Below are 13,041 nucleotides of genomic sequence, written 5' to 3'. Positions count from 1 at the left end.
GAACAAAGAATGAGTGATAAGTACCAATTTAAATTGCCAGATATTGGTGAAGGGATTGCTGAAGGTACCGTCGGTGAATGGCACGTTCAGGAAGGTGATTCAATCAAGAAGGATGAAGATTTAGTTCAAATCGAAAATGATAAGTCCGTTGAAGAACTACCATCACCAGTTGATGGAACAATTGATAAAATCTTAGTTCAACCAGATGAAACTGCTTCAGTTGGTCAACCATTAGTTGAAATGACGGTTGCTGATGGGCTTGGCAATGTGGACACTAATGACGCCGTTGCAAAAGAACCGGTTAACTCGGCATCAAAGTCTAGTGACAATGACTCTAGTGAACACGAGATTTATGAATTTAAGCTACCAGATATTGGTGAAGGGATTGCTGAAGGTACTGTTGGTGAATGGCACGTTCAAGTTGGTGATTCAATTAAAAAAGATGATGACCTTGTGCAAATTGAAAATGATAAGTCTGTTGAAGAATTACCATCACCTGTTGACGGTACGGTGACGGAAATTTTGGTTCAACCAGATGAAACTGCTTCAGTTGGTCAACCATTAGTTAAGTTGGCGGTGGCCAAAGGGCTAGGCAACGTTACTGGGCAAAGTACGTCCGCAAGCAAGCCCAATGCTTCATCAGCAACTACTACCAGCAGTCATTCTGTTGCTAATTCACCTAAGGCTGCAGATCACTCAGTTCCCGTTTTAGCAATGCCAGCGGTGCGTAAGTTTGCGCGAGATCACGATGTTACTCTGGCGTCTGTCAAGGGAACTGGTCGGCATGGTCAAATTTTAAAGAGTGATGTTGAAGCGTTCATGACATCGCCTAAGCCGGTCACTAGCGGTCAACAACCTGCTCCAGCTTCTGCACCCCCCGTTAGCGATGATAATACTTGGCCAACCCATGATGAGAAGATGACACCGGTTCGGAAAGCAACCGCTAAGGCGATGATTAAATCTTCAACCGAAATCCCAATGATTCACCTCTTCGATGAAGTTAATGTTGATAAGCTTTGGGATCATCGGAAAAAATACAAAGAATTGGCTAAAAAGCATAACGTTCATTTAACATTTATGGCTTACATGACGAAAGCGCTTGCGGTCATCATGAAGGAATTTCCTGTTTTTAATGCGACCGTTGATATGGATAAACATGTGATTAGTTATCGTAATTATATTAATGTTGGTATTGCAACAGATACCGATCGTGGATTGTTTGTCCCAAACATTAAGCACGCCGACTCACTAAGCTTATTTGCGATTGCTAAAGAAATTTCGGCCAATACTGCGAAGGCAAAGGATGGCAAGCTGAGTGCTGACGATATGGGACACACTGGGATGTCAATTACTAACATTGGTTCCATTGGTGGCGGATTCTTCACTCCTTTGATTAACTGGCCAGAAGTGGCAATTTTAGGAATGGGCAAAATCTCCCCAGAACCAGTTGTTGAAAATAATCAAATTAAAATTGCCAAAGTGCTCAAACTTTCACTGGCAGTAGATCACCGTATCATTGATGGTGGAACCGCACAACGAGCAATGAATCGTTTGAAAGAGTTACTAGCAGACCCAGAACTACTGTTAATGGAAGGATGATTAAATCATGGTTGTCGGTGATTTTCCAATAGATTTAGACACAGTTGTAATTGGCTCCGGACCTGGCGGATATGTAGCAGCGGTCCATGCTGCTGAATTGGGACAGAAAGTTACGGTTATCGAAGAGAATGACCAGCTTGGTGGAGTTTGCCTTCGGGTTGGCTGTATTCCATCAAAGGCTTTAATTCAGGTTTCACATGATTATCAAACAGCGCTTAATTCTTCAAATGAGGGTATTGGTACTGGTAATATTAGCCTAGATTGGTCAAAAGTCCAAGACTATCGTGGGTCGGTTGTTCAACGGATGACAAATGGTGTCGCATATTTATTTAAGAAAAACAAGATAGATGTTTTGCACGGTCGTGCCTTTTTGAAGGATCAGAATAGTCTACGGGTGATTCAAGGAGATCGTGCTCAGACGTACACTTTTAAGAACCTGATTATTGCAACAGGTAGTCATCCAATCGAAATCCCTGGTTTCAAGTTTGCTGGGCGGATTATTGACTCAACTGGGTTACTAGAGTTAAAAGAAAAGCCTAAAGAATTAATTATCATTGGCGGTGGCTATATTGGTTGTGAGTTAGCATCCGCCTATGCAAACTTTGGGACGCATGTCACAATTTTAGAAGGCACTGACGCAATCCTCCGAAATTATGAAAAGGATGTCGTTAAGGTTGCCCAATCAAATCTTGAGAAACGTGGGGTTACCATTGTGACTAACGCAATGGCTAAATCCGCAGTTGATGATGAATCACAGGTAACGGTTACATATACACTTAACGACCAGGAACAAACTGTGAACGCTGACGAAGTCTGTGTCGCTGTTGGTCGGAAACCAAATACGAAGGATCTTGGATTAGAACAGGTTGGAATTGAAACTGATCAACGTGGATTAATTAAGGTCGATGTTCAGGGCCGGACAAATATCAAAAATATCTTCGCAATTGGTGATGTGGTTGCAGGAGCGGCCCTCGCACATAAAGCTAGCTATGAAGGAAAAGTTGCCGCAGAAGCGATTGCCGGTCAGAAGTCGGTGGTTGATTATCGAGCGATGCCAGCAGTCTGCTATGTTGATCCAGAAATTGCGACAACTGGCTTAACTGTCGCTGAAGCTAAGGAACAAGGATTGAATGTTAAGTCAGCGAAGTTCCCATTTTCAGCCAATGGTCGGGCAGTTTCAATGCATTCACCAGCTGGTTTTGTGCGACTGGTCTTTACAAAAGCTGAATCACAAATTGTGGGGGCACAAATTGTGGGGGCCGACGCTTCCGACTTGATTAGCGAATTAACGTTGGCAATTGAATCAGGGGCCACAGTCGAAGATATTGCATTGACTGTTCATCCGCATCCATCGCTTTCGGAGGCAATTATGGACTGTTCTGATGTAGGTTTAGGAATGCCAACGAATATTTAATTAAAAAAGGGAAGAGAATTGAGTAATGCAATATTTAGCAATGAAAAGTCACGATATTCGACGAAATTTAGCAACTGAACAATATTTAATGAACAGTGATCGAATCAAGCCGCCATTTATGTTGTTCTATATTGAAAAAGACTGTATTATTGTCGGCCGGAATCAAAATACGCTAGAAGAAATTAATCAACAATACTGTGACGAGCACGGGGTTACGATCACCAGACGCCTTTCTGGTGGCGGGGCAATGTATCAAGACCTTGGTAATTTGTGTTTCAGTTTTGTTGTACCAGCTGATCAGATTCGGTTTGGCGATTTTAAGGATCTGGTTAAGCCGGTTGTCGATGCCCTTCATGAAATGGGATGTACTGGTGCGCAAGTTACTGGCCGGAATGATATTGTTGTTGATGGGAAAAAGTTTTCAGGTAATGCAATGTACACCCGTGGTGGCAAAACTTTCTCCCATGGAACATTGATGTATAACGTTAATACAGATTCTGTTGCTCATGCGTTACGGGTACCAAAGGACAAGATCGCATCCAAGGGAATCAAATCAGTACGCTCTCGAGTAACCAATATTAAACAGTATCTGAAACCCGAATATCAAAATTTGACGACAATGGAATTTCGCGATGAATTAATTAAACATATTTATCATACGGATTCATTAGTAACGGCTCAGACAAATGAGTACCACTTAACTGCTGAAGATAATAAAGCGATTGATCAAATTGAACAGGAACTGTACAAAAATTGGGATTGGGTTTATGGAAAATCACCTGAATTTACGGTTCAAAAACGCCACCACTTTACGAGCGGTACAATTGATGCGCGCTTTCTGATTGAAGATGGTTTAGTTAAAAACCTGAAAATATACGGTGACTTTTTTGGAACTGAAAATGTTCAGAAAATAGAATCAGCTTTGCAAGGCTTGCGGTATGATCCAGCAACTTTACGAACCGCATTGCAACGGTTTGATTTGAATCAGTACTTTATGGGAATCCCACAAACGGATGTTGTGAATTTAATTGCTGAGCAACATTAAATAAAACGGTACAGCATGTAAAATGCTGCACCGTTTTAGTATTGATGTTGAAAAGATTGATGGAGGGAAAAGCAATGCAGTGGCTGCCAAGTCATTTTCAAAAGACCCATGACATGAGCGCTTTGCCGTTTCGCTATGGTGAACTGTGTCAAGTGATTAAGATTACACCAACGATTAGTGGTCATCGGATGCGGATTAAATTGACAAACCGTTTTGGGCGGATGGACTTAATTTTTGATCAAGTTTGGATCTCCAGTGATCCTCAGTTTTTAAATGCCCGGCAATTAACTTTTCATCATCAGCCCCAGATTATGATTGCTGCCCAGCACGTGATTCGAACGGATCCATTAGATTATTCGGTGACTGTGGGACACCCGCTTTATATTAAAATGGTAGCAAGCCGTGCACAATGTTATGCTGATTTTGCATCGACTTATCAAACGACGCTGACCAATGCAACATTATCACGTCATCATGTATTTAGCCCGCTATTAACCAACCGATGGCAGAATCGCAAGGGGTGGTTTTGCTTTGAGTCCTTAGAAGTGGAATCATCAATGCAGCCGACTGTAATTCAGATTACTGGTGATTCATTGGTGGAAAGTGGAATGGTTACAGCAGAACTTATTCAATATTTTAATCTGCATTCACCAAATCAGATTTGTTGGTTGCAGACCGGAATTGCTGGTAATCAGTTATGTCATGATGCACCAATGGAAGAACCATTGTATGAGACATTTGGCCGCGGTTTGTTGAAACGGTACCAGCGACAAGCTCAGTTTGCCAAAATTACAATTGCTTTAATTGGAACCAATGACTTGATTTTACCTTTTTATAGTAAAACGATGGCTGAGCAGAATGTGACCGCTCAGACGATAATTAATGGTTTTAATGAATTACGGGCGATTTGTCAAGCGCATCAAAGCCAGTTAATTGCAACAACGATTGCTCCGTTTCGGTTGTTTGAAATGCCCGACCAATTGCCGGCTGAGCAACTAATCACTCGTCAACGTCGAGTGATTAATGGTTGGCTCCGTGAGCAGTCCTGGATGATTGATGGTGCTCGCACTCTGCGTAATCCAGATGATCAGCTTGCCGTTCAGTATGACTTTGGTGACCATTTACATTGGAATCCTAGTGGCGGGCAAGCTTTAACTAAGTTGTTAATTCCAAAAATTGAAAAATTCATCTAATAATAAAATGCAGTAGAGGATGTTGGATCACATCTTTCTACTGCATTATTTTAGTTAATTATTGAGCCGGTGGGGTACTGCCACCTTGATTTGTATTGGAAGTATCAGTAGTATTACCGGCGTTTTGATTGTTATTACCAGCAGTACTGGATGAACTAGCGGCACTGGATGAATGACTGCTACTGTCAAAGTATGAGCTAACAGAGGATGATAGGTTTGAGCTCGAGCTTGACCTCTCATCACTATTCGAAGAGCTTGATGAACTACTGTCATCATTAATTGCAGTATACTCTAGCGCCCATTTTGAATCTTTGACCACAAGGCCCTTTCGACCATGGTAACGAACGGCTTCAACTGAATCGGGCATCCGCCAATCGCTAGCGTGATTTTTCCCATCAAGATATTCCATAATTGCCTTATAAAGTAAAATGGCAGATTTTTCGTATGAACCAGAAATGGAATTCTTCATTGGTTGGTCATAACCGGTCCAGACGGCAATCGAGTAGTTTTTGGTGTATCCGGCCATCCACGAATCCATTACCCCGGACTGACTATGTCCAGAAGGGTAGTTCGTTGTCCCGGTCTTACCAGCTTGATGGACGCCACTGAGGTGAGCAGCTGTCCCAGTACCATCAGTACTGTCAATAACTCCCTTCAACATGTAGGTAATCATGTAAGCAGTAGCCTTACTCATTGCACGTTCGCCATGTTTGCCGTAATTTATTGTCTTACCATCTTGAGTGGTCATTGAAGAAATGTAGTACGGCTTGTAATAAGTCCCACCATTTGCAAAGGCCGCATAGGCAGCAGAAACTTGAAGTGGGGAAACGTATAATCCAATCCCATTATTTAGGGTAAAGGCCTTCTTTTGGGAAATTCCCAAACCGTTCAAGAATGTGGTTGCACGGGAAATTCCAACCTTTTGCAAAGCACGAATTGCTGGAATGTTTCGTGATTGAACTAAGGCGTCCTGCATCGTCATGGTTCCTTTAGTCTTGTTATCGAAGTCATGAAGTTCAGTGTGGGTCCCTGGCCAAATAAATTTCGTATCCTTTAATGTATAGAATGTTGGCCAGTTAAGGTACTCGATAGCTGGGCCATAGTCCATCAGTGGCTTGGCAGTTGAACCAGAAGACCGATTTGTCTGAACCGCGCGGTTTAAACCATAAACGGTGTTACCGGTATGGCGACCGCCTAGCATTGCTACAATCTGCCCGTTGCGTGGATTAGTAACGGCAACTCCCGTCTGCATTTGATTACTTTGGAAAGATACAGAGTTATTCGCTGAATCGTATAACTTCTTTTGTGCACCCAGATCCATATTCGTGTGCACTTGGAGACCGTCTGTTTGTGGATTGTAACCCTTTTGTTCTAATTGGGCGAGCACCTCTTTCACATAAGCATCAATTACAGGTTCCTTGACGTTAACGTCATTGGATTTCGTTGTTCCGTGAGATTTATCGAGCCCATCGGTGACCGATTCGGCTTTAGCATTATTCGCCTGTGCTTGCGTAATGTACTTACTGCGAACCATTGCGTTTAATACTTGGTTTCGTCGAATCGTAGCTGCCTTTGTGTCGCTGACTGCCGGGTTGTAGTACGTTGGCGATTGAGGAATTCCCGCAAGCATGGCCATTTGGGCAAGCGATAATTCATTTAGGCTTTTCCCGTAATAGTATTGGGCTGCAGTCTTCATTCCGTATACACCATTGCCCATGTACACTTTGTTGATGTAAAACTTCAGGATTTCATTTTTTGAAAAATTACGATCGACATTAATCGCTAGCCAAGCTTCCTGAGCTTTTCGCTTAAATGTCCGATCAGAAGCAGCGGTTGAGAACACCGATAACTTAACTAATTGTTGAGTTAGGGTACTGCCTCCTTGAGTTCCGTCAGAACGATGAAAGACATTGTTAAGCGCAGCACCGAAAATTCGGGTTGGATCAACACCATGATTTTTATAAAAACGGCGGTCTTCGATTGAAACCACTGCGTGTTTTAGAGTTGCTGGGATCTCATCAGATTTAGCGTACTGACGTTTTTGAGCACCTAACCGAGAAATCACTTTATTGTTGGCATCATAAATTGTGGTTGTCGATTGACTGGCTAGTTCATTTCGACTAATCTTTGGTGCGCTCGAGGCCCAGTAGAAGAAGAGGGCAGCACCAGCAATAATTAGTAATACGATGATCCCCAAGGCCCATAACAGGATCTTTTTAATCAGCGGACCACGGTCTGCATTTTCCTCCAGCTCATCATTTTGACGACGGCTAGGAAATTCGTCATTATTCATGCTTTTCTCCTTTATTATAGATGGTAATTAAACGATCTACGGCCGGTAAGTACTGCAGTCGTGGATTCAACCCATATTGAACGGGAATCCCATCTTTTTTAATGGTAGCAAGAGCAATTGAGCCTTTACCACCATTTTGTTGGTCTTGCCAATAGGCAAATAGTTTGGTTGCCGGTAACAAGTATAACAAATCCAAGCTGGTAAATTTAATAAAAGCAAAACAAATTCCGCCTTGCTTGACGCATGCCATTAGGTGATCAATTTGATGTTGATGGAAATTTTTTAATGGAAATGATCGTTTGTTACGAGTTTCCTTTGCATCAAAATCAATATAATAGCCTTTGTAAACACCGTTATAGTCTGTTGTCGATGGGCGTCTGAAGTAGGCTTCTTTAATTACCGCGGCACTTCGTTTGGGATAGTCAACCTTTACTAATTGAATTGGTGTTGGCTTCTTATGAATCACTGCTTGATTCGTTGCACGATAATATTGATTACTTTCGTTAATTTCTTTTTCCAAGGACATTCCCCGACGACCATATGAAGACTGGTGCGGAGTGGGTAAATTATTCACCGGTTGAGTATGGTAAAGTTTGGGTCCTTGTCCACTAGGATAGTGAATACTCATTATGGCTCCTCCCTTGACTACGTGCTATTATACCAGAGAAATAAATATTGCATTGAATTGTTATTCATTATATGGAGGAATCATGGTGTATCGAGTATGGTTAACTGGTTATCGAGCCTATGAATTAGGTGTTTTTCAAGACAATGATCCGAAAATTAAGGTAATTAAAAATGTCTTAAAAAATGCTCTGATTGACCGACTCAACAATCATTCTGACCAATTTTGGGTGATTAGCGGACCACAAATGGGAGTAGAACGTTGGGGATTGGAAGTGGCGCAAAGCTTAAAGAAGCAATATCCACAACTGAAAACGTCAATTATGGAACCGTACGCACAAGTTGCCGCTCGCTGGAAGGAAGAAAATCAGGAGAAACTTGCCGTGGCTTTAAATCAGGTTGATTTTCATGCCTTAGTAAGTAATCAACCTTACCATTCTCCGCAACAGTTAAGAAATTATCAGGACTTTATGCTCAAGCACACGGATGAATTGTTGACCGTTTTTGATGTTGACCGAGAAACGGAAAGCGAGCAAACTAGCAAACCATTTTGGGACTATCAGGCCGCCATCAAGTTTCAGCAAAAACATAATTATGAAGTGATGACAATTGATTTTGATGAATTACAAGATAAGGCACAGGAATTAGCGGAACAAGCATCGGCAGATTATTAATTTTTGGCTAGATTTTTAAGATTATTGTACTTGAATCTTGAAATTAAACCGTTTTTTCGGTAAAATACTGTGTTGTCGGATTATTTATAGATTGAGGTGTTTAGGTTGGATAACATTAAGTTTACGCCACAAGATATTTTGCATAAGCAATTTAAAGAAAAGAGCATTGGTAAAGGGTATGATGTTGATGATGTTGATTCATTTTTAGATGACGTCATCAAAGATTATGATACTTTTAATAAGACTGTGGAATCTTTGCAAGACGAAAATGAACGTCTGAAGGCAAAGGTTGATGAATTGAATCGTCAAGTTGAAGTTGGTTCATCAATTGGCGCTAGTGCACCAACAAATAGTCAACCAGTTTCAAATGCTACTAATATGGATATCCTAAAACGACTATCCAACTTGGAACGTCGGGTGTTTGGTTCGCAACTAAATAACGGCGATGATGACTCACACCTGCTCTAATTTAAATCCGTATTCAATCTGATGAATATTTGTAAACTTTGGGTAATCGAGCACAGCAATTGTTGTGTTAGGAAGGTCCATGCTCGCACGAGCTGCGATGCTCGTAGTGTTTGTGCTCGCTGAAACGATAAGGCGGGGCACCGATTTTCGGTGACGGCGGAAAAAGCGGCTACGGCTTTGGCTATGCCCTAGTATTCCTGAAAAGTGCCACAGTGACGAAGCAGAGTTGGAAACAATTTTGATGGAACGCGGTAAACCCCTCAAGCGGTAAACCCAAACTACGGTCGGGGAGCTTTGGATAACGAATTGAAGTGATTCCAGGGGAGCGTCGATGACGCTGAGATAGATGATTACCACTGTATAATTTAGTGCCTGACGGTTATACTTTGACAAAACATGGCCTACAGAAGTTTGCAATTTCAGGTGCCCGGTTCGCCGGGCTTTTTTTGTACGCATCAATATTAAAAAAATTATTGAAACTCTTTGCTACGAGCAGTAAACTAAAAATGCAATAGTTTGATTACTTTAGGGAGGAAAATTAAGTAATGAACAGTAAAAAGCAGCTTTCTGCTTTATTGATGAGCGTGGTGTTGGCTAGTTCAACGGTTATGGCACCGTTGGTAATGGCTGACACAACCAATGGAAGCATTGAAGAACAAGCAGACATTACCAACTGGGTAGCGAATACGCCCCAACAAATTTCGAATAATATGGCAATGCAACATATTAATAAGAATGACCTCAATGGAACTAAATACATTGTTCAATGGGGGGATACGCTATCAGGAATTTCAGCAGCGACTGGAATTTCAGTTGCTAAATTGGCCTATGATAATCATATTCAAGACATTAATCTCATTTATGCTGGACAAACTTTAATCTTAAACCGCAATGGGAATGTTCCTGCAAATTATCACGTGGTGGGTGATCCGAACCAAGTGGTAATTTCTAAGACAACGATTAACAATGGACCTAAAAATGTGAAGTTTGCGGTTAGTCCAAAGGTCACAGTTAATAATGACAACAGCGTAAATACCACGACGAATAATGAATCTAGTGATGCTCAATCGGGTGCTAGTGATAGTAACTTTGACGAAGGTAACCATGATACTAATGCCACAAGCGGTTCAACAAAGTGTCATCGTCAATCATCTAGTTCTTCAAAAACACCGCAAGATGCGGAAGCGCTAGCTGATAAATTGAGCGATGCTGCTAGTGATAATGATGATGATTTGAACTTTAGCAAGTATGATAATGACGATGCAGATGATCTGAAGACTGTTGATTTGGATGATGATGCTGTAGCTATTAACAAGGCTGTTGCCAATGGTAAGTTTAAGAAAGCGGAACGGCTAATCAAGCAGCATCTTGATGATGATCAAAAGGATGTTGTGGTTGATTACAAAGATGGCGAAGTTACTATTTACACAAAGAAGGATTCTGAAAAATCATCAAGTGACCACGATGACTCGAGCAGCCAAGGTCAGGATAATGATAATCAACCAGTTGATGCACAGGATGATAGTGACGAGGATGACGACTAATGGGAATGTGGACGCGGAAAAAGAAGATTACCATTAGTGTTTTACTTGCGATTGTGGTTATCCTAATTGGTGGATACTTATTTGGCACCCATCGGGTTGCAACAACGGTTCCAGGACATGTTTACCAATATACCAGTGTCAATGGCAATCATAAGTTATACATGGCGTTTTCTAAGAATACAGACCAGGTTGTGGTAACGGCTAATAGAGCGCAGGCCATTAAGGCAAATTCCAGTGATCATAATTTTCAAGATGTGTATGATCAGGAAAGTAAAAATGGCACTTGGCAATATCTTGCTAAGGGTAGCCATTTGACGTTATCTAAAACTCAGTCGGGTAAAAATTCACGATGGCAGTATAACCGAGTGTTGGTCTTAGGAAAAAAGATGTATGCAGGAAGTTTTACTTACCAAATTGCAAATGCCGGTCAAGGTGTTGACCGTAAAAACACAACTTTTGAGCGGGTTCGTTAATTTAAAAAAATGAAGAGTCAGAAAGGACAGTTTGTCATTCTGGCTCTTTTCGTTCATAATGGATTTATTCGAGAAATCTTGGAGGAGGACTGAATGAAGAGCTTTGCTTGGACAACTAATAGTTCCACAGTGGTACCCACTGTGCACGAATTAACGAATGGTCATTTATTAATCACTGGTCAGACTGGAAGTGGAAAGACAACGACCACTTTGTCACTCCTTAGTCAGTTGCAGCGCGCAACTAGTACGGCAATCGTTTTTGATCCAACTGGTGAGTATACACAGTTACCAAATGTTGTTGTTTACCGTTTGGGAGGAAATGCGTATTTAGATGCTGGTCAATTTAGTGCGCCAGCATTACTGAACATTACCGGATTACCGCAATCGTTTTGTCAATTAGCCAAACAGGCGATGAACTCTTTACGGATCATGCAAAACCTCCATGGCACTGCTCAGGTCTTTAAAAAAATTAACTATCCAATTGATAAGTATCAACAGCAAATTAACCAATTAGAACGTTGGACAGCTTCTTATCCCGTTGATTTGCTGCCCGCTCAGATGATTGAGGAGCTGGTTGTTCCGTATGCCGATCAACGAGCGAATTATCAGGTCCTTGGTCAAGAATATCATCGTCAGCGAATTCAAGAGGATTGGCCGTGGTTGACCCGGTTACGAGAGCAAATCTCGTTACCGGCTTTTCAGGCGCTTTTTGGAACTGGTCATTCAGCTAGCGGTCCACTTGTGGAATTAAACTATGTTATTCAGATGTTTTTGAGTCAACCCGTTGATCACCAGACGCTGGTAATTGATTTATCAGTTTTGAAGCAGTTTGAAGCAGTTCAACAAATAGTTATCTCACAGCTATTAAAGCAAATATTAGTTTATCGCTTACGGAATGATCATCATTTACCAGTGAAAATTGTAATTGATGAAGCTCATCGTTATTTGCCAGCTGAAGATCAACTAGCAGACAACGGGATTTTTCAAATTGCCCGGGAAGGACGAAAGGCTAATTTAGCATTAATTTTAACGACCCAATCACCACTTGATCTCTCAAGTCGGTTACGTTCACAATTTAGTAATCTAATTGTTCATCATTTGGCTGCACCGCAAGAATGGGCAGCTTTCCCATGGGCTCACGTAGCTGAAGATCAGTTAGCAGTTGGCTCAGCAATCATCAAAGCGAGTTTAGAAGATCCTATAACCGCACAGATTAACTTGCCGGAATTGTGGAAAAGGAGATCACATGGCATATATTAAAGATTTACGGGCCCGAGTTGGCAAATTACCATTAATTATGACTTCAGCTTCGGGTGCCTTATTAAATACTCAGCAACAGATTCTATTACAAGCGCGGGCGGATACCGGAAATTGGGGATTCCCTGGTGGTTATATGGAGTTTGGGGAAAGTTTTCGTCAAACACTGATTCGAGAATTTAAAGAGGATGCTGGCATGGTAATCGAACCAGTGAAATTGTTGGGAATTTTGGATCAGGATATTTATCAATACCCGAATGGTGACCTTGCCCAACCGGTAAATACTTTTTACTTGGTCGAATTAGCAGATCAGCATCATTATGTACCGAAACCTTCAGAAACGACTGACTTAAAATACTTTGATCCAGAGAAACCACCGCGTTTCTTTAATCATCAACATGAAAAAATGTGGGGAATGATTGTTAACTATCTAAAAACTCTGACTAAAAATAAATGA

The 13,041-nt window shown here is 41.4% G+C and carries 12 protein-coding genes and 1 other RNA gene; 11 read left to right on the top strand and 2 right to left on the bottom strand.

Annotation, left to right across the window (positions count from 1 at the left end):
- The first annotated feature begins 9 nt into the window (after positions 1 to 9).
- From Q0C76_RS00275 to Q0C76_RS00260, 4 genes are all read left to right on the top strand, one after another.
- Complete coding sequence (locus Q0C76_RS00275; RefSeq protein ID WP_295728122.1) at positions 10 to 1,599, top strand: 2-oxo acid dehydrogenase subunit E2; 1,590 nt, start codon at positions 10 to 12, stop codon at positions 1,597 to 1,599.
- A 7-nt stretch (positions 1,600 to 1,606) separates the two neighbouring features.
- The gene (lpdA, locus tag Q0C76_RS00270; protein ID WP_295728119.1) at positions 1,607 to 3,013 is read left to right on the top strand and encodes a dihydrolipoyl dehydrogenase; all 1,407 of its coding nucleotides are present in this window, start codon (positions 1,607 to 1,609) and stop codon (positions 3,011 to 3,013) included.
- Positions 3,014 to 3,038: 25 nt separating this feature from the next.
- Complete coding sequence (locus Q0C76_RS00265) at positions 3,039 to 4,058, top strand: lipoate--protein ligase (protein WP_295728116.1); 1,020 nt, start codon at positions 3,039 to 3,041, stop codon at positions 4,056 to 4,058.
- 74 nt (positions 4,059 to 4,132) lie between these two features.
- A complete protein-coding gene (locus Q0C76_RS00260; protein WP_295728114.1) occupies positions 4,133 to 5,251 on the top strand; it encodes a hypothetical protein in 1,119 nt (372 codons plus the stop codon).
- Between the two features lie 58 nt (positions 5,252 to 5,309).
- Here Q0C76_RS00260 and Q0C76_RS00255 read toward each other — a convergent pair whose 3' ends face one another.
- Positions 5,310 to 7,544 (bottom strand): transglycosylase domain-containing protein, encoded by a 2,235-nt coding sequence (locus Q0C76_RS00255; protein WP_295728111.1) that lies wholly within the window; start codon positions 7,542 to 7,544, stop codon positions 5,310 to 5,312.
- Positions 7,537 to 8,172, bottom strand: a complete 636-nt coding sequence (gene recU / locus Q0C76_RS00250) for a Holliday junction resolvase RecU (RefSeq protein WP_295728109.1) — start codon at positions 8,170 to 8,172, stop codon at positions 7,537 to 7,539. The genes Q0C76_RS00255 and recU overlap by 8 nt, the downstream gene beginning before the upstream one ends.
- An 85-nt stretch (positions 8,173 to 8,257) precedes the next feature.
- Here recU and Q0C76_RS00245 point away from each other — a divergent pair, with 85 nt between their 5' ends.
- The 7 genes from Q0C76_RS00245 (at position 8,258) to Q0C76_RS00215 (ending at position 13,041) form a co-directional block, all read left to right on the top strand.
- Complete coding sequence (locus Q0C76_RS00245) at positions 8,258 to 8,842, top strand: DUF1273 domain-containing protein (protein ID WP_295728672.1); 585 nt, start codon at positions 8,258 to 8,260, stop codon at positions 8,840 to 8,842.
- A gap of 105 nt (positions 8,843 to 8,947) precedes the next feature.
- Positions 8,948 to 9,310, top strand: coding sequence for a cell division regulator GpsB (gpsB, locus tag Q0C76_RS00240; protein WP_295728107.1), 363 nt, complete (start codon positions 8,948 to 8,950; stop codon positions 9,308 to 9,310).
- A gap of 34 nt (positions 9,311 to 9,344) precedes the next feature.
- Positions 9,345 to 9,719, top strand: an RNA gene (rnpB, locus tag Q0C76_RS00235) — RNase P RNA component class B.
- Between the two features lie 136 nt (positions 9,720 to 9,855).
- Positions 9,856 to 10,854 (top strand): LysM domain-containing protein, encoded by a 999-nt coding sequence (locus tag Q0C76_RS00230; protein ID WP_295728105.1) that lies wholly within the window; start codon positions 9,856 to 9,858, stop codon positions 10,852 to 10,854.
- The gene (locus Q0C76_RS00225; RefSeq protein WP_295728102.1) at positions 10,854 to 11,327 is read left to right on the top strand and encodes a hypothetical protein; all 474 of its coding nucleotides are present in this window, start codon (positions 10,854 to 10,856) and stop codon (positions 11,325 to 11,327) included. Before Q0C76_RS00230 ends, Q0C76_RS00225 begins: the two co-directional genes overlap by 1 nt.
- A gap of 93 nt (positions 11,328 to 11,420) precedes the next feature.
- Positions 11,421 to 12,587, top strand: coding sequence for an ATP-binding protein (locus Q0C76_RS00220; RefSeq protein WP_295728099.1), 1,167 nt, complete (start codon positions 11,421 to 11,423; stop codon positions 12,585 to 12,587).
- Positions 12,574 to 13,041, top strand: coding sequence for an NUDIX hydrolase (locus Q0C76_RS00215; RefSeq protein ID WP_295728096.1), 468 nt, complete (start codon positions 12,574 to 12,576; stop codon positions 13,039 to 13,041). The genes Q0C76_RS00220 and Q0C76_RS00215 overlap by 14 nt, the downstream gene beginning before the upstream one ends.

Source organism: uncultured Limosilactobacillus sp. (genome assembly GCF_934202705.1).
Lineage (GTDB): Bacteria > Bacillota > Bacilli > Lactobacillales > Lactobacillaceae > Limosilactobacillus.
Note: the sequence above shows the minus strand (reverse complement) of the source record. Positions and strands in the feature narration are given on the sequence as shown.

Excerpts from the sequence above, each read along its gene's own strand:
- Q0C76_RS00275 (WP_295728122.1), top strand. The coding sequence starts at position 10 with ATGAGTGATAAGTACCAATTTAAATTGCCAGATATTGGTGAAGGGATT.
- Q0C76_RS00220 (WP_295728099.1), top strand. The coding sequence starts at position 11,421 with ATGAAGAGCTTTGCTTGGACAACTAATAGTTCCACAGTGGTACCCACT.
- Q0C76_RS00230 (WP_295728105.1), top strand. The coding sequence starts at position 9,856 with ATGAACAGTAAAAAGCAGCTTTCTGCTTTATTGATGAGCGTGGTGTTG.
- Q0C76_RS00260 (WP_295728114.1), top strand. The coding sequence starts at position 4,133 with ATGCAGTGGCTGCCAAGTCATTTTCAAAAGACCCATGACATGAGCGCT.
- Q0C76_RS00225 (WP_295728102.1), top strand. The coding sequence starts at position 10,854 with ATGGGAATGTGGACGCGGAAAAAGAAGATTACCATTAGTGTTTTACTT.
- lpdA (WP_295728119.1), top strand. The coding sequence starts at position 1,607 with ATGGTTGTCGGTGATTTTCCAATAGATTTAGACACAGTTGTAATTGGC.
- recU (WP_295728109.1), bottom strand. The coding sequence starts at position 8,172 with ATGAGTATTCACTATCCTAGTGGACAAGGACCCAAACTTTACCATACT.
- Q0C76_RS00215 (WP_295728096.1), top strand. The coding sequence starts at position 12,574 with ATGGCATATATTAAAGATTTACGGGCCCGAGTTGGCAAATTACCATTA.
- Q0C76_RS00265 (WP_295728116.1), top strand. The coding sequence starts at position 3,039 with ATGCAATATTTAGCAATGAAAAGTCACGATATTCGACGAAATTTAGCA.
- Q0C76_RS00255 (WP_295728111.1), bottom strand. The coding sequence starts at position 7,544 with ATGAATAATGACGAATTTCCTAGCCGTCGTCAAAATGATGAGCTGGAG.